Consider the following 15,961-nt stretch of genomic DNA (forward strand, 5'->3'; position numbering starts at 1 on the left):
GTTTTTACTTCCTTAGGGTCGTAATAATCTCCAGTGTAGCGAATTGTGGCGTTAGAATCAATGCTTGAAAGCGTCAAAATGCGAACATTTTCTAAATAATTGCCATATTTATTTTATAAATTAGAAAAAAAACCGCCTGTATTAGAAGTCAAGCTCCTAATATACAGACGGATGAACTTTATTTTCGTTCAATTTTATTTCTCAATCTCAACAATTTTATCGTCTAACACATAAAGAGTTACTTGATCCCCAGCTGCAAAGGATGCTGCAGACACTACGTCTGTTCCTTTATGGAAATAGGCTCTTGGGAAAATGCTATACGCCGTTTTTTCTCCTGAGCTTGTAGCTTTGAAGTAAAATTGGTTCACGACGTTATTATAGTTATCCACTTCTCGCTTAGAACCTACAGCTACTTGAATAATCATTTTGTCAGTCGCATCTTTCATCACTTGAACACGATCGCCCACTTTGATGGAAGTGAAACCCCATGCTACGCCGCCATTAAGTTTAACACTATAGTTGCTGCCTGCGTTAATCACTTGACTTTTACCTGAAAAATCTTGAACAGTTAGGCTTGTACTAGCTGCATTCACAGCTGTAACCTTACCGCGTACAGGACTGATCAGCTCAGCTTTTACAACAGCTAGACCTTTAAACGTCAGCTTCACGTAATCATCAAGAGCAACGTCTGTCATAGATCCTACACTTTGATCTGCTTTGACGATGGGTACACCATCCAGAGAAACGACATACGAAGTGTTCGCCTCGTCCGTCACCGTAATTTGCTTGCTGTTCACATTAGTTAATACTGTTTTATAAAGTGCCGTTTTACTAGTTACAATTTTCGTGACAATCCCCTGATCGAAGCTTAGTAATAGACTAACGTTGTCCCCAACTTTTAGATCGGACAGTGTGCTGTTAGGCTTATTCGCAAGCTCAACCTGTGGAGCGTATGTAAGCTTGAACGTCAGGCTTTGACCGCTGTCCGTTTTCAATGTTATATCATTCGTTTGTAAATTTAATTGCGTTAATGCGCCATCCAGTTGGGAGGACATTTGAATTTGAGTGACGTTATCTTTTGACACAAGTAAATCTACATACTTGCCGGCCGTAAACGTGCTGCTAAAGTTTGCAAAAGGCAGCTTCACTCCTGCATATGAAATGGAAACTGTATCTTTTATAATATAAGCATGCGGTTTACCTGTATTATCGATAACGGTTAATAATTTCGATGCTTGGTCGTATGAAATAATTTTTGCAAAGTATAAGTTCTCAATAGATCGGTTGGTAACCGTAATTAATGTTACTTTGTTGTTCAAAACATCCAGCTTAAGCTGATCTCCAGGAGCAATATCATAAATACTAGCCGTTGCTAAACCATTAATTCTCACTTGCACGTTATCGCTAAGAACGTAGGATGCTAAAGCCCCGCCAGCAGATTTGGTTATCGTTAAAAATGTTTTGTCATCGCCAAGTGCTTTGAGAGTCCCCTCAACACTTACGCCGACATCCGCTTGCTTTTTAATGACGATTTTCACAATTTCACTGTTCTTAACCGTATACTCAACCGAATCTCCAACGTGAATAGAATTAATATCTACGAGGCTGTTATCTGGTAAAGTCGCAATCAAACTACTTGAAAAACCATACGTTTCAGGCTGCCCTGATACGGTATCGAGAAGCGTAATTTGCATGGCATCTTTGTTAAGCGTTTGAATCGCGCCATCTGCTGTTTTATTAACGGGTACCTGTTTAACTATGATAGAGGTATATTTATCGGTTTTGACGATCTTGCTTTTGCGCAGTTGAATTGTACTGCCATTTACGATAGAACCTAGGCTCAGCCCGCGTCCATCGGCATCTGTTACAGCGACATCCGGTGCTAAATCATAGCTCTCATAATCATCCAATGTGGCCTTGAGGCTGCTCATATTCAATTTCAATAATTTACCTTCATGGATATCAAGCTGAAGCTCATCACTTATGATTTCAACATAATAGGCTGTTCCATTCACCTGAACGAGAGAGACTTCAAACGTTTCTTGCAGCGTATTCGCAGCAATGGCGGTATCATTTTTATTTCCAAAGAAAACTGTATTCGGTGAAAGCTTATATGTACTCGTATTCCCGTCTTTGTCCATAAGCCCAATAGTGCCGTTCGTTAAGCTTGTCATGTACCCTTTCACAGCACGTGAAGGCAATGTAGCTAGCTCCTTTTGGGAGCGACTTAAAAAAGCGGCCATTTGAGCACGTGTGACTGCCCCTTTTGGTTGGAAAGTGCCATCTTCAAAGCCATCCACAACCTTTAAAGCAACAGCTGCATTAACAAAACCTAATGTTGTGCTGCTAATGTCATTATTATCTTTGAATGCCGTTGGTGTTGTCGATAAGCTTTGTGCGGTGGACGCCTTACCGATAGCGCGAATGACCACTTCTGCTACCCATTCTCTTGTTGCCTTGCGCTGGCCCCATTTATCTTTGGACTTATCGCTTTGACTTCTCACTTTCTCTTCCTCATTGGAGATTAAACCTTTTTGGAGAGCAATTGCTACATAATTTCGTGCATAGTTATCAACCAGCATGAAATCGGGAAAAACCGTTGTTGATGTCATGGCATCTACATCGCCTTGCAAGCCCATCATACGAGTAGCCATAATAAGAACATCTTGCTGTGAAACCGAGTTCTCTGCCCGGTAAGCACCATCCTCGTAGCCTTCAATGATGCCTTCTAAAGCAAGCTTGGATATATGTCGTATACCCCAATAGTCCGATTTTACGTCAGGGAAAGAAAGTTTTACATTGCTTGTTGATGTCATATTTACTGACTCTGCTGCCGAAACGGTTGTCCCCGCCAGGCTTGTAACAATTAATGAACTAACAATTGCACTTGCTAATTTCTTGTTTTTCATCGTTGAATTAGACTCCTCTGCTACTACATTTAATTAGGTCGTTTAATTGGATACGGAAGCTCGATATGCCCCATTAAGCTATCCACTTGCTTGCCGTTTTTCAGCACATATATTGACTTCACTTCTGGAAATTGAAACACGGTTTTCTTCAAAGCTTGTAAAAATAACTCCTCACCCGGAGCGCCTAATTGCGTCTTGGGACCAAATTTGAGATCAAGCTTCAATTCGCCCTTAGCTTTATCAAACGAAGAGCTTGTGAAAGTCAGATCATCAAATAAAGGAATCGCTTTAGGATCATCGCTCTTTTTGAGTGCGTTCAGTGCGGCTTCATATACGTCAGCGTCATGCTTATAGCTGACTGTGACTTCTTTTTCTATAAGTTTCATTTCGTCCTGATCACTGTAATAGGCTTTGACCTTTTTTTGCATTAATGGTTCTGGTGTTGGTGTTGGCGATGGTGCAGGACTTTGAACCACAGTTGTAGGGGTCGGCGCAATTGTAGCTTGCGGTGTTGCTCCACCGACGAGCTGACCTTTCTGACCGCAGGCGGTTACAGACAACGTGATGGCACTTACAAGAAGCAACCCATAGAATAGGCGACTTGTTTTGGTCATCTCATTCACTCCTTAGCGTTTTGCATAGCAAAACGAACTTCGAAAGCATTCGATTAAAGCTTTCGTTTCTTATTTGAGGTTTAGGTATTCTTTGATGGCGGCAACGATAGCAGCCGCTACTTTGTCTTGAAAAGCTTCCTTGTACATGGCAGATTCATCATTTTTATTGGACAAATACCCCACTTCGACCAGAACAGCCGGCATAGTGGTTTTCGTGATAACCCTGAAATCAGCTTGGCGAACTTTGCGATCTGGAAATCCTGCAGCTGCAACCACATTCTTGTGGATGATATTAGCAAAAGCTATGCTTTCCGGTCTGTTATAATACGTTTCCGTTCCCGATACCGTAGCTTTGGCGCTATTCCCGTGAATCGATAGGAATAGATCCGATTGAATGTCGTTAGCAAAAGAAACCCTGCCATCCAGCGGAATGAACGTATCATCAGAGCGAGTCATAAGGACGTTAACACGCTTGTCTTGAACAAGAAACTTGCTCTACCTTCTTCGCTGTTGCAAGTGTAAAATCCTTCTCATGCTTGCCAGTTATGGATAATGCACCAGGATCGTTATCCCCGTGCCCTGCATCAATCACCACGGTTAGCTGATGTTCCGCTATCGTGGCTGTCCATTGATTCGTAAGCTTAGAAGGCTGAACGCGATAGTCAGCTGAACTTTTCAAATCTAAAATAATTCGTACTGTAGCCGGGTTGTCAGAAAAGTTAGAAAAGCGTACTTTCTCAACCAGAGGATGCTTAGATGGCAGCTCCCCCGCATTATTTACTAGCAATTTCTGGAGAGAAGGATCTAAAGATGTGTTAGGGAAATCAAACACGATGCGATTCGGATTCGCTAATTTCATCATAGTCGGAACTAAAGAACCGTCTTTCGCGGCAACAGCTATCTCCTTCTCAGATAACACGATCGAAGTCAACAAGTGCACATTCGGATCGAGTGGTTTCGTCCCTGGATCTGTGCCTGTACCCGGTACTGGCGGTTTAGGAGGCTTTACTTCACCCGGATTGGAGTCACCTCCAACATCGATGGGTCCTGTAACTGGTTTGGAATCGGAATCATCTTTTTTGAACATATGAACGGAAGAGGTTAAAGAGTCCCATTTAAATTCAATACCCATAAGTTGACCAATGAAACGAAGCGGAAGCATCGTGTTGCCTTTTTCAATGATTGGCGCTACTTCTAAGCTTTCCTTCTTACCTTTAATCAGGGCTGTTTTACTATCGATCACTAATTGAATGTTCATATCATCCTTGACAATCGTTACCTTGCGGGTGGATTCATCCCAACTCACCTTGGCACCAATTTCTTCAACGATAATTCTTACAGGTACAATCGTATTCCCACTTACTATACGGGGCTGGACTTCGTTAGACACTAGCTTTTTTTCATTCATATAAAGCATAATTCCACTGGGAGATTCAGCTCCCATCGCATAAGTAGGGAGAAACAGCATGCAAACTAGCAGCATTAAACAAAATGCAGGAAATTTCATCATTCACCTCTATGTAATGTCGGAATTGGGGTTGTAAATTCTTACTCTTAAAATCTATCTTTTAAAAACTAGCAGCAACGTGTCTAATGTATCAAAATATGTATAGGCCCGACAGCAAAACCTCCGTTCAATCGACAATCTAGTAATCTATTAGACGCGCAAAACTGCCAAAAGTTGCAAAAATGAAGAAGAAAAATACCTAGTCAAAAGCTAGGCCTGAGTTCATGCTGCTAACACAAAAAAGACGCAACCAATGCAAATGCACATTGGACTGCGTCTTCTATTCTCACATTTTATTTATAAGCCAAACGTTTTTGGTGAGCTTGCTCATATGCTGTGATTTTCTCTTCATGTTGAAGTGTTAATCCAATGTCATCCAAGCCTTGCAGCAGGAACTGACGACGGTGCTCATCCAAATCAAACTGAATGTTTAAGCCGTATTCATCCGTGAGAGTTTTGTTCTCAAGATCGACATTCAGCTTGTAGCCTTCATGCTTCGCTGTACGAGCGAACAAGTCATCAACTTGCTCTTCCGATAGCTTGATTGGCAGAATGCTGTTTTTGAAACAGTTGTTGTAGAAGATATCCGCATAAGACGGTGCAATAATGACGCGGAAGCCGAAATCTTGAATTGCCCAAGGTGCATGCTCACGGGAAGATCCGCAGCCGAAGTTCGCTCTGGAGAGCAGAACGGAAGCTCCTTGATAACGATCTTGGTTTAGCGGGAAGTTCTCGATAACGTTGCCCGCTTCATCCCATCTCCACTCGAAGAAAAGGAATTGTCCGAAACCGGAACGCTCAATTCTTTTAAGAAATTGCTTAGGAATAATGGCATCTGTATCTACATTCACGCGATCCACAGGACCGACTAGCCCTGTATGTTGTTTAAAAGCTTCCATGTTTTCATTCTCCTTAAAGTTTTGCTTTAGCAAAACTAGCATCGTAAGTATTGCCTTAATCAGCCCGAATTAAGCTTGTTGGTATTCTTTGATTTCCCAATCACGAACGTCGTAGAAATGACCTTTGATTGCTGCCGCTACAGCCATTGCTGGAGACACAAGATGAGTACGTCCACCGCGGCCTTGACGACCTTCGAAGTTACGGTTGGATGTCGATGCACAACGTTGACCAGGTTGCAGAACGTCTGGATTCATGGCCAAACACATGCTGCAGCCCGCATCGCGCCATTCGAAGCCTGCGCCCTCAAAAATTTTGTCCAAGCCTTCTTTCTCAGCTTGAATTTTAACGCGTCCTGAACCTGGAACTACGATAGCTGTAACGCTTGGATCTACCGTGTAACCTTGTGCAATTGCAGCAGCTGCACGAAGATCCTCGATACGACCATTTGTACAAGATCCGATGAAAACATAGTCAACTTTCAGTTCGGTCATTGGCGTTCCTGGTGTTAAATCCATATATTCAAGCGCTTTTTCAGCAGCTTTACGTTCATTTTCTGTTTCGAAGCTTTGCGGATCCGGAACTAGCGATGTAATACTTGTCCCCATCCCCGGGCTAGTTCCCCAGGTCACTTGCGGAATCAAGGAATCAGCATCAAACTCCAGCACCCAGTCATACGCAGCGCCTTCATCTGTAACAAGCGTAGACCACTCTGCTACTGCAGCGTCAAAGTCTGCACCTTGTGGAACGTATTCACGACCACGCAAGTAGTTAAATGTTGTTTCGTCAGGAGCGATAAGACCCGCTCTAGCGCCACCTTCAATGGACATGTTACAAACCGTCATACGCTCTTCCATGGAAAGACCACGAATCGCTTCGCCGGTATATTCAATAACATAGCCCGTAGCAAAATCTGTACCGTATTTAGCAATAACGCCAAGAATCAAATCTTTGGCCGTTACGCCTGGTTTCAGCTTACCGTTAATGCGTACTTCCAATGATTTTGCTCTGGATTGCTGCAGCGTTTGTGTAGCAAGAACGTGCTCCACTTCACTTGTGCCAATACCGAAAGCAAGTGCGCCGAATGCGCCGTGTGTCGATGTATGGCTATCGCCGCAAACGATTGTTTTACCTGGATGTGTAAGTCCTAACTCAGGTCCCATAACGTGTACAACACCTTGGTCAAGGCTGTCTAGGTCGAACAATGTAACGCCGAAATCACGGCAGTTTTGTGAAAGTGTATCAATTTGTTGTTTGGAAATAGGATCTGTGATGTTGAAACGATCCTTTGTCGGTACGTTATGATCCATCGTTGCAAAGGTTAGGTCCGGTCTACGAACTTTGCGTCCCGATAAGCGAAGGCCTTCGAAAGCTTGCGGTGAAGTTACTTCGTGCACCAGATGCAAATCAATATAGATGACGCTAGGCTTGCCTTCTTCCTGGTTAATTACGTGATTATCCCAAATCTTCTGAAACATTGTCTTTTTACTCATATCCAGTCACCTCTTGTCATTATCCGCTCTAATTGTTAATGTCTTACCCTCATAACGTAGTTTAGCACGGATATCGTCATAGCTCCAAGATATAATAACTATAAGCTTCATAGATTATTCCTATAGGATGATTCGAATTTAACAAAGGTGGTTAGTAACTTGCATAAGCAATTATGACATTTTGAAAAGGATGTGTTACTATACTTTGGACCATTTTTGTATTGATTCTTGTCTTGTGGGCTTTAGGAATCGGGTTTGATATCGGAGGGAATTTAATCCATCTTCTGCTCGTTTTGGCGGTCATATCTCTGGTCTTTAATTTGGTTACAGGCAGAAGAAGCAGTTAACATTTCTTTACAAAAAATGATCCTATACTAAAATTCAAAAAGCAGTCTGTGGAATTTGTCCACAGACTGCTTTTGCTTGTACCTCTAAACACAATTGCTCAACGATTGATAATCCTCTCTATTCGAGTTTTTTTCATAACAACGTTTAAATCTGGTATATTATTTGTATGCTTTATAGGCTGCGCCAATAATACAAGCTATGATTATTACATATCAGGAGATGAACCCTACGATGGAATTACGTCAACTTCAATACGCGATTCAAATCGCAATCGAACGCAATTTCTCGCGCGCCGCGGAGAAGCTTCATATTGCACAGCCTTCCCTAAGCCAACAGCTATCCAAGCTAGAGAAAGAGATCGGCGTCCTCCTTTTCCAGCGCAGCACCAATTCGGTTGAGCTTACCCATGCCGGATCCCTTTTTGTTGAAAAATCACAAAAAATCCTCGACATGGTCGAGCAGCTGAAGAAAGAAATGGAAGACATTTCGCAAATGAAAAAAGGACGCCTTGTTGTAGGCAGTATGCCAATAACAGGCTCAACAATCCTGCCTTTCGTCGTTCCTGTCTTCCAAACGGCTTATCCGGATATTGAAATTACTCTTGTTGAAGAGACCTCCTCTAACTTAGAAACGCTTACGATGAATGGACAAACCGATATCTCATTGCTCTCCTTGCCATTGCGAGAAGATTCTCTCGTTTATGAGACTTTACTGGAAGAAGAAATCGTCCTCGCGGTACCTCCAACGCATCCATTAGCAGCGAGTAAAGAACCTATTCGAATCGAACAATTAGAGAAAGAAGCTTTCATTGCTCTAAAAAAAGGGCAAGGCTTTCGCAAGCTAACACTTGATCTCTGCCAAAAAGCTGGCATTACCCCCAATATCGTCTTCGAATCCAGCAACATGGAAACGGTTCAGTCCCTCGTCGCCGCAGGCATGGGAATCGGTTTCGTCCCTTTTTTAATTTCAAAAAGAAGCTTTAGTGAGTTATCACCGATTCACCTCACCCTTGAAGGCAGACCTACTCGCACACTCGTTATTGCCTATCGGAAAGGCAGATACATCTCTAAAGCGGCCGAGGCTTTCGTTTCCACAATGAAAGAGGTTATGCGAACAATCGGTTAGCATAAGGAGGTTTAGCCTGCAATGAACAAAACACAACGGTTAATCCAGTTGATGATGGCAGTTAATGAGCGTATGCAGTTCACGACGAAAGAAATGGCCGATGAATTCGGCGTCTCGGAACGCACGATGCACCGTGATTTACAAGAGTTGAGTGAGCTCGGAATGCCGCTCTATACCGAATTCGGCCCAAATGGGGGATTTCGCTTGTTAAAGAAGCGGATGCTCCCTCCTATTCTCTTCTCCGAACAAGAGGCTGTTGCGATGTTCTTCGCCTTTCAGTCGCTCCAGTATTATGGGGCGCTCCCTTTTGCAGCGGAATCGACTTCGGCTCTGAATAAGTTCTATCACTATCTCCCTACGGATACGAAGGTGAGAATCGATGCACTTAAAGATCGAGTATCCTTCTGGACGCCTACACGAACACAAGGTTCCCCCTTCTTGGAGCAGTTATTGGAAGCTTCTATTGATGAAATGCCTTTACGCATTACTTACGCCTCCAAAGAAGGAACTACAGATAGAGTCGTGCAGCCAATTGGCATTTACGCGTCCAATGGTTTCTGGTATTTCCCCTCCTACTGCTTTCAGAAAGAGGGATTTCTCTTATTTCGCGCAGATCGCTTACGAAGCTTGGAGCGAGCAGAATCCGCACATCCAAGCAAAAACTTCAAACAGTACACAATTGGAGATTGGTTATTAGCTGGGCAGGAGCGTGAGGCAGGCCCCATGACAATGAAACTACGGGTGAAGCTGACCCCGGCTGGTGTTAGAACCTTTGAGCGTAGCCATGGAGTGGCTGGTAACGTAGAAATTTATGTCGATGGCAGTGGACTGTTAGTGGCTGACATGCATCGAAGTAATTTATCGTACTTTTCGAAGTATTTTCTCAGTTTGGGTGCGGACGCCTTCGTTGAAGAGCCCTTGGAGATGGTGAATTGGATTCGAGAGCAAATTCGTGTGATGCAGCATGCATATGGCAATGAATTGACCTGACATGCGGATTCAATATGACCGTTGCTATGGCGGGCACCTTACATTTTGATGCAAAAAGTGCATCTATTCCCCACTGTTTCGGCGTAATCGAGAGAATATATGCAAAAATTACATATAAATGAACGAATATATTGAAATTCCCTCGAAAATGGATATATTTGATGTACAAAATACATCTGTTCTGCAAAAAAATGATCATTCAATCATTTTCTGATGTACTTTTTACATCTCTTTTTTTTGAATCTGCTACATGCCTTTTCACTTAACGTCCTCTCCTTGAGTTGAGCGATACATCTTTCCAGGCTTTAAATACTATGACAAGAATTGTCGAGGATTCGATGTAACATTAAAACTGAGCTTACGAAGTAAATGAAGCTGCTAGTGTTTTCCGACGGAAACGCTAAGCTCATGTTTACGATGCCAGTTTTTCTGGCGAAAAACTCTAAGGAGGCACAACGATGTATAAAAAAAACCTGCAAGGACGAGTTGCCTTGGTTACCGGTTCCAGTCGAGGCGGAGGCCGCGGCATTGCCTTAGCGCTTGGGGAGGCTGGAGCCACTGTCTATGTGACAGGACGCAGTACGAGAGCGAAATCTACGAGAACAGATCTCATGGGTACAATTGAAGATACCGCTGAAGCTGTTACGCAGCGCGGTGGATTAGGAATCGCCGTTCGTTGTGACCATACGATTGACGCAGATGTCAGAGCTTTGTATGAACGTATTAAACAAGAACAAGGCACACTCGATATTGTGGTCAATAATGCGTGGGGCGGTTACGAGGGTTATTATGATGTCGATTTTTCCGTTCCTTTTTGGGAGCAGCCGATGTCGCGGTGGGACAAAATGTTCGAGGCAGGACTGCGTGCACAGATGGTCTCAAGCCAGTATGCGATGACTACCTTTTTCCTCGAACAAAATCGTGGTCTTTTGATTAACACTGGCGTCTACTCTGACTTTGGCATCGACTACCCTATCAATGTTTTTTATGACACGGTGAAACGAGCGGTTGCGAATATGACTCGCGCCATGTCTCAAAATCTGAAAGCAAACCATATCGATGTAACCGCGCTTACTTTAGCACCTGGCTGGATGCGTACGGAAGCTGTTTATAAACATTATGGATTAGAAGCAGGTGATCCTGATTTCATGAAAGTCGAAGCACTTCAACCGACAGAATCTGTGGAATATATCGGTCGCGCCGTTGTCGCTTTGGCATCCGATCCTCATGTAAGTCAAAAGGCAGGTCAGCTTCTCGAGGTAGGTGCCCTAGCTGAACAGTATGGCTTCACGGATATCGATGGCAGACAAGTGCCTCCGTTCCGGATTTAAGCCGTTCGTATGTGAGATTACTTCATGAACCATTTCTGAATAAAATTCGGCGGTTGGATCCGGCAGTTGTGAAAAGCTGCAATTTTCCAATCGCCTTTTTCTTTGACAAGCACATTCGTATTGATGGAATCTCTATTCTTTGGTGTTTTTTTCTGCCATCTAAGTTTAACAACTCCAACACAATGAGCAATAGCCATGTCGGGAGTTAGAAATCGGATTTGAACTGAACCTCCTTCCAACATTGACGAGCCTCTTAACACACCATCGAACAGCTTCTGATGAATTTCCGCAATATCTTGTTGTCCCTTTATATGCTGTCCATTGAAGGTCACATAGTCCGCATCTTCTGTAAAACATTGGCCGAACGCTTGCCCATTATGCTCATTCCAAGCTTTGCCAAGCGACTCAAAAATGGTGAGTATCGATTTCTTGTCTTCTTCTACATCGACCATCATTAGCCTCATCCTCTCTTTAAAATTTTTATTTTCCGCGGTATACCGAAACTTTGGTTCTACGGAGGGTACGTCGTTCCGTTATTTGTTTCGTAATACCGGAGTATGGTGTTTTCGCGGAACGTGGATCCGCTATTTATTTCATTTTTCCCGATTGCGGCACCATTGCGGAACGTCATTCCGCTATTTTCTCAAAATTGAAGTATTTTCACCCCATTTGGGCTAAATAACGAATCGTAGTTCCCTTTGGCGTGAAAAAACGAGCACTTTACAATAATTAGCGCACTCAGGTTCCGCTAAATCAATGTAATGGTCATCACTCCACACAACTACATTTTGACATAACAATCTCTTCAAGAAATCGCACCAGAGCAGGAAAAAATCCCAGTCCACAGACCGATTACATACCAAATTGATGAAATTCCACAGATCCCTCTAACCCTTTGACCTCCGAACGCATATGATATATAAACAAAATTTATCCATCCCCCAATAAAAAATGATAAAAAGATAGCATTAGCCCAGGAGGCGGAAACCATGACCTTATTAAGAGCAATTGAGCAGACATTCTGTAAATTGCAAGAACCTTCATTAGAACAGCTGAAAGAAGCCCTACAATCCTTAGAAAACTTATTCCATGAGGTACCCGCTTATAAAACAGAGCCCAAGCAACTACCTTATGGTCGGAATGTCGTTTATAGCACGAAAGATCTCGAAGTTATTGTCATTCACATACCTGCTTCGCAGGCAACAGCGATTCATAACCACGGCTTGTCCATTGGCTCGGCTTGTTTAATTGAGGGATCACTAGTCAATACCAAATACGCTTTAGACTCAGAAGGTTATCCAGTCGCCCAAACAGATGACTATATTGGTTCAGGTGAGTATTTTGAAGCTCCTTGCGAGCAAATTCATCAGTTAAGCAACCCTTTTCACGAGCCCGCTGTTTCCATCCATGTCTATAGCCCACCTCTCCAGGGAGTAACACGCTACTTACCTTACAGTGAGATCTTGGATTATGTCATCTAAAAAAAGCCCCCTGTAATCACGTCAATTGACGTTCTTACAAGGGGCTTGGTAATTAAAATTGAAGTGAATTTTCAATGAATGCTTTCAATTCAGAAATGGGCATCCGTGTTTGTTCCATAGTATCACGGTCACGTACTGTTACTTGACCATCTGTCTCGGACTCAAAGTCGTATGTGATACAGAATGGTGTACCGATTTCATCGTGACGGCGGTATCTTTTACCAATAGAACCTGTATCATCATAATCCACCATGAAATGCTTCGCTAGATCGGCAAATACAGCCTGCGCGCCTTCATTCAACTTTTTGGAAAGTGGGAAAATAGCCGCTTTAATCGGTGCCAGTGCAGGATGGAAATGTAGAACCGTACGACTGTCGTCACCTTCCAGCTTTTGCTCTTCGAAAGCATCAATCAAAAGCGCTAACGTAACGCGGTCGGCGCCAAGAGAAGGCTCGATACAGTAAGGAATGTAACGCTCGTTTGTTTCTGGATCAATATAGTTGAAGTCAGAACCTGAATGCTCCATGTGTTGTTTTAAGTCAAAATCTGTACGATCCGCGATACCCCAGAGTTCGCCCCAGCCAAACGGGAATTTGTACTCGATATCCGTCGTCGCATTGCTGTAATGGGACAACTCATCCTCGTTGTGATCACGAAGTCTAAGGTTATCTGATTTGGCACCTAGGGACAACAGCCAGTTATGACAGAAGCTTCTCCAGTACTCGAACCATTTCATGTCCTCGCCGGGCTTACAGAAGAACTCAAGCTCCATTTGTTCGAATTCACGTGTACGGAACGTAAAGTTACCTGGCGTGATTTCGTTACGGAAGCTTTTACCGATTTGACCGATACCGAATGGCAGCTTTTTGCGCATCGTACGTTGAACGTTTTTGAAGTTGACGAAAATCCCTTGTGCTGTCTCAGGACGTAAGTAAACCACGTTGGTGCTAGCTTCCGTTACACCTTGGAAGGTTTTGAACATCAAATTGAACTGACGAATGTCTGTGAAATCCTTGCTGCCACAGTCCGGACAAACGATGTTGTGCTCTACGATAAGCTTCATCATATCGTCAAAAGTCATGCCATCGACGATGATTTCGATATCTTTCTCAGCCAATTTATTTTCAATCAATTTATCCGCACGGTGACGTGCTTTACAGCTTTTGCAATCGATCATTGGATCGTTGAAATTGCCTACGTGACCAGATGCTACCCAAGCTTGCGGGTTCATCAAAATCGCTGCATCAAGACCCACGTTATACGGGGATTCTTGAATAAATTTTTTCCACCAAGCACGCTTGATGTTGTTTTTCAGCTCGACACCAAGTGGACCGTAATCCCAAGTGTTAGCCAAACCGCCATACACTTCTGATCCTGGGAATACAAAACCTCTGTGCTTTGCTAATGCTACAACTTGATCCATAGTAACGCTCATTGTTCATTCGCTCCTTCAGCTTCTCGTTTGTAAGTCAAAGACCTTCGACGACCATTTTGGATATGAGCAGACGCAAAAAAAGCTCAACATCCAAAGGCATCAAATAATGCCTAGGGACGAGAGCCTTACGCACCCGCGGTTCCACCCTAGTTGATACACCCATAAAACAGCGTATCCCCTTTATCGTATTGGCTCCGGATAGCCTTTTCCTTGAGCTTCAATCTGGGCTCTCACCGTCCCCAGCTCGCTGAACTTGAAGTTGTTCAAGTACTATTCATCCTTCACAGCCACAATTGATCATTCAATTGGCTTTAGTTTACAGAAAAAACGACAAAAAATCAAATAGTTGTAGGTACATTTTTATTTAAACTAGTACAAATGTGGACGACGGTCTTCGAAGACCGGAATTTTAGCGCGAACACGCACGACTTCCGTCAAATCGATGGTTGCATGCAAAATCGCTTCGCTCTCATCGCCTTCCACCAGCACTTCGCCCCAAGGATCAATCACCATCGAGTGCCCAAAGAAATTCGTCGTTCCACTCGTCCCAACACGATTGCAGGAAACGACATACATCTGATTCTCAATGGCTCTGGCCATGAGCAGCGTACGCCAGTGGTGCAAACGAGGGTGCGGCCATTCCGCAGGTACGAATAAAATTCGTGCGCCATCCAGCGCTAATTTGCGCGCAAGCTCAGGGAAACGAATGTCATAGCAGATCATCGCGCCAGCAGGAACGCCTTCAAGCTCAAATCGGCCAAACTGGTCGCCGCTATGTAGAAACTTTTCCTCGTCCATAAGACGGAATAAGTGAATTTTGGAATACTCGGCAGTTTCCGCGCCTTCACGATCAAACGCATAAATCGTGTTCAGAACACGATCGTCTCTTTTATCTGCAATAGATCCTCCGATAATATTGACATGATGAGTCCGGGCAAAATCACTCAAAAAGGCTTTCGTCCTAACACCGTTAGGATCAGCCAACTGCTGAATCTCCGTTAAGGCGTAGCCGGTGTTCCACATCTCAGGGAATACGATCACATCAGGCTTTTGATCTCCACTCACTGCTTGATGTAGAAGCTTCTCCAATTGAGCAAAGTTCGTATCAGGTTCTCCGATTTGGATATCCATTTGAATAAGTGCAATGTGAAGTAATTGTGATTCGGACATATGATGAAGACTCCTTCCAACGGTCAGATTACCAATATCTCTCTATAGTAGTCTAAAATCAGTTTGAACTCAATGGAACTCATGATGGTTTGAACGCTTTGGATTGTCCTCTTGCTATACTTAAAGTCTCCCAATGAGACTTTGCCCAATGCTTACTGAGCAGAACGATTTGACCCACATGGTAGCCATAATGAGACACTTGGCGCTGAATGGCTTGAAGCACAGAATGCCCTTCGCCTCGAATTTGAACAGTCCTAAGAACATCATCCGGAGTGAGTGCGTGCAATGTATCAAACAGAACCTTCCAGCCTTCCTCCCACTTGGAAATGAGCTCTTCCCGCGAGTATTGGCTGCTTTCAAATTCACCGTCACGCTGGCGTGTTTCCTTTTCCCCATCCGTTGTTAAGAAATCTGTCCACCGTGACAACATGTTCCCGTGCATGTGCTTAATCAGCAATTCTAACGAATTCGACTCCTCATCTAGCGTTAAATAAAAATGAGCATCTTCCGTTTGCGCGAATGCTTTATCCGCCAGCTTCTTCATATTTTCAAATGCACGTATAGATTCCTGCAAAAAAACTTGCGCCACTAGTGTGTTGTCCGACATGGTCTTCAGCACCTTTCCAAAACTTATGGATTAACTTTATGATATTGGCTGCGT

Annotated in this window: 15 protein-coding genes; 5 read left to right on the forward strand and 10 right to left on the reverse strand. The window is 43.5% G+C overall.

Annotated features, from left to right (window positions below; genetic code table 11):
• Positions 1 to 194: 194 nt before the first annotated feature.
• From ACBP55_RS23150 to leuC, 6 genes are all read right to left on the reverse strand, one after another.
• Positions 195 to 2,909 (reverse strand): S-layer homology domain-containing protein, encoded by a 2,715-nt coding sequence (locus tag ACBP55_RS23150; protein WP_464645254.1) that lies wholly within the window; start codon positions 2,907 to 2,909, stop codon positions 195 to 197.
• A 29-nt stretch (positions 2,910 to 2,938) separates the two neighbouring features.
• Positions 2,939 to 3,523 (reverse strand): GerMN domain-containing protein, encoded by a 585-nt coding sequence (locus ACBP55_RS23155; RefSeq protein WP_464645255.1) that lies wholly within the window; start codon positions 3,521 to 3,523, stop codon positions 2,939 to 2,941.
• Between the two features lie 69 nt (positions 3,524 to 3,592).
• Positions 3,593 to 3,979, reverse strand: coding sequence for an N-acetylmuramoyl-L-alanine amidase family protein (locus ACBP55_RS23160; protein WP_464645257.1), 387 nt, complete (start codon positions 3,977 to 3,979; stop codon positions 3,593 to 3,595).
• A gap of 7 nt (positions 3,980 to 3,986) precedes the next feature.
• Positions 3,987 to 5,033, reverse strand: coding sequence for a stalk domain-containing protein (locus ACBP55_RS23165; protein WP_464645259.1), 1,047 nt, complete (start codon positions 5,031 to 5,033; stop codon positions 3,987 to 3,989).
• Between the two features lie 290 nt (positions 5,034 to 5,323).
• Positions 5,324 to 5,929: a 3-isopropylmalate dehydratase small subunit gene (leuD, locus tag ACBP55_RS23170; RefSeq protein WP_029193084.1), complete on the reverse strand. Its 606-nt coding sequence runs from the start codon at positions 5,927 to 5,929 to the stop codon at positions 5,324 to 5,326.
• A 69-nt stretch (positions 5,930 to 5,998) separates the two neighbouring features.
• Positions 5,999 to 7,420, reverse strand: a complete 1,422-nt coding sequence (gene leuC, locus ACBP55_RS23175; RefSeq protein ID WP_464645260.1) for a 3-isopropylmalate dehydratase large subunit — start codon at positions 7,418 to 7,420, stop codon at positions 5,999 to 6,001.
• Between the two features lie 212 nt (positions 7,421 to 7,632).
• Here leuC and ACBP55_RS23180 point away from each other — a divergent pair, with 212 nt between their 5' ends.
• The 4 genes from ACBP55_RS23180 (at position 7,633) to ACBP55_RS23195 (ending at position 11,214) form a co-directional block, all read left to right on the forward strand.
• Positions 7,633 to 7,767 carry a lmo0937 family membrane protein gene (locus ACBP55_RS23180; protein ID WP_464653388.1) on the forward strand — a complete coding sequence of 45 codons (135 nt, stop codon included), beginning with the start codon at positions 7,633 to 7,635 and terminating at the stop codon, positions 7,765 to 7,767.
• Between the two features lie 232 nt (positions 7,768 to 7,999).
• The gene (locus tag ACBP55_RS23185) at positions 8,000 to 8,893 is read left to right on the forward strand and encodes a LysR family transcriptional regulator (protein WP_029193082.1); all 894 of its coding nucleotides are present in this window, start codon (positions 8,000 to 8,002) and stop codon (positions 8,891 to 8,893) included.
• 21 nt (positions 8,894 to 8,914) lie between these two features.
• A complete protein-coding gene (locus tag ACBP55_RS23190; protein ID WP_464645261.1) occupies positions 8,915 to 9,883 on the forward strand; it encodes a helix-turn-helix transcriptional regulator in 969 nt (322 codons plus the stop codon).
• Positions 9,884 to 10,341: 458 nt separating this feature from the next.
• Positions 10,342 to 11,214: an SDR family NAD(P)-dependent oxidoreductase gene (locus ACBP55_RS23195; RefSeq protein WP_464645263.1), complete on the forward strand. Its 873-nt coding sequence runs from the start codon at positions 10,342 to 10,344 to the stop codon at positions 11,212 to 11,214.
• A gap of 17 nt (positions 11,215 to 11,231) precedes the next feature.
• Here ACBP55_RS23195 and ACBP55_RS23200 read toward each other — a convergent pair whose 3' ends face one another.
• Positions 11,232 to 11,669, reverse strand: a complete 438-nt coding sequence (locus ACBP55_RS23200) for an SgcJ/EcaC family oxidoreductase (protein WP_464645265.1) — start codon at positions 11,667 to 11,669, stop codon at positions 11,232 to 11,234.
• A gap of 534 nt (positions 11,670 to 12,203) precedes the next feature.
• Between ACBP55_RS23200 and ACBP55_RS23205 the strand changes: the two genes are divergently transcribed.
• On the forward strand, positions 12,204 to 12,695 hold the full coding sequence (locus ACBP55_RS23205) for a cysteine dioxygenase (protein WP_464645266.1): 492 nt from the start codon (positions 12,204 to 12,206) through the stop codon (positions 12,693 to 12,695).
• A gap of 52 nt (positions 12,696 to 12,747) precedes the next feature.
• Here ACBP55_RS23205 and ACBP55_RS23210 read toward each other — a convergent pair whose 3' ends face one another.
• From ACBP55_RS23210 to ACBP55_RS23220, 3 genes are all read right to left on the reverse strand, one after another.
• Entirely contained in the window at positions 12,748 to 14,130 is a 1,383-nt protein-coding gene (locus ACBP55_RS23210; protein WP_464645267.1) for a glycine--tRNA ligase, read from the reverse strand.
• A gap of 369 nt (positions 14,131 to 14,499) precedes the next feature.
• Positions 14,500 to 15,300 (reverse strand): carbon-nitrogen family hydrolase, encoded by an 801-nt coding sequence (locus ACBP55_RS23215; protein WP_464645269.1) that lies wholly within the window; start codon positions 15,298 to 15,300, stop codon positions 14,500 to 14,502.
• Positions 15,301 to 15,379: 79 nt separating this feature from the next.
• Positions 15,380 to 15,907, reverse strand: coding sequence for a DUF1572 family protein (locus ACBP55_RS23220; RefSeq protein ID WP_464645271.1), 528 nt, complete (start codon positions 15,905 to 15,907; stop codon positions 15,380 to 15,382).
• Positions 15,908 to 15,961: the final 54 nt, after the last annotated feature.

The organism is Paenibacillus sp. WG02, from assembly GCF_055396115.1.

Coding starts and splice junctions, on each gene's coding strand:
- ACBP55_RS23150 (WP_464645254.1), bottom strand. CDS start 2,909: ATGAAAAACAAGAAATTAGCAAGTGCAATTGTTAGTTCATTAATTGTT.
- ACBP55_RS23155 (WP_464645255.1), bottom strand. CDS start 3,523: ATGACCAAAACAAGTCGCCTATTCTATGGGTTGCTTCTTGTAAGTGCC.
- ACBP55_RS23160 (WP_464645257.1), bottom strand. CDS start 3,979: ATGACTCGCTCTGATGATACGTTCATTCCGCTGGATGGCAGGGTTTCT.
- ACBP55_RS23165 (WP_464645259.1), bottom strand. CDS start 5,033: ATGATGAAATTTCCTGCATTTTGTTTAATGCTGCTAGTTTGCATGCTG.
- leuD (WP_029193084.1), bottom strand. CDS start 5,929: ATGGAAGCTTTTAAACAACATACAGGGCTAGTCGGTCCTGTGGATCGC.
- leuC (WP_464645260.1), bottom strand. CDS start 7,420: ATGAGTAAAAAGACAATGTTTCAGAAGATTTGGGATAATCACGTAATT.
- ACBP55_RS23185 (WP_029193082.1), top strand. CDS start 8,000: ATGGAATTACGTCAACTTCAATACGCGATTCAAATCGCAATCGAACGC.
- ACBP55_RS23190 (WP_464645261.1), top strand. CDS start 8,915: ATGAACAAAACACAACGGTTAATCCAGTTGATGATGGCAGTTAATGAG.
- ACBP55_RS23195 (WP_464645263.1), top strand. CDS start 10,342: ATGTATAAAAAAAACCTGCAAGGACGAGTTGCCTTGGTTACCGGTTCC.
- ACBP55_RS23200 (WP_464645265.1), bottom strand. CDS start 11,669: ATGATGGTCGATGTAGAAGAAGACAAGAAATCGATACTCACCATTTTT.
- ACBP55_RS23205 (WP_464645266.1), top strand. CDS start 12,204: ATGACCTTATTAAGAGCAATTGAGCAGACATTCTGTAAATTGCAAGAA.
- ACBP55_RS23210 (WP_464645267.1), bottom strand. CDS start 14,130: ATGAGCGTTACTATGGATCAAGTTGTAGCATTAGCAAAGCACAGAGGT.
- ACBP55_RS23215 (WP_464645269.1), bottom strand. CDS start 15,300: ATGTCCGAATCACAATTACTTCACATTGCACTTATTCAAATGGATATC.
- ACBP55_RS23220 (WP_464645271.1), bottom strand. CDS start 15,907: ATGTCGGACAACACACTAGTGGCGCAAGTTTTTTTGCAGGAATCTATA.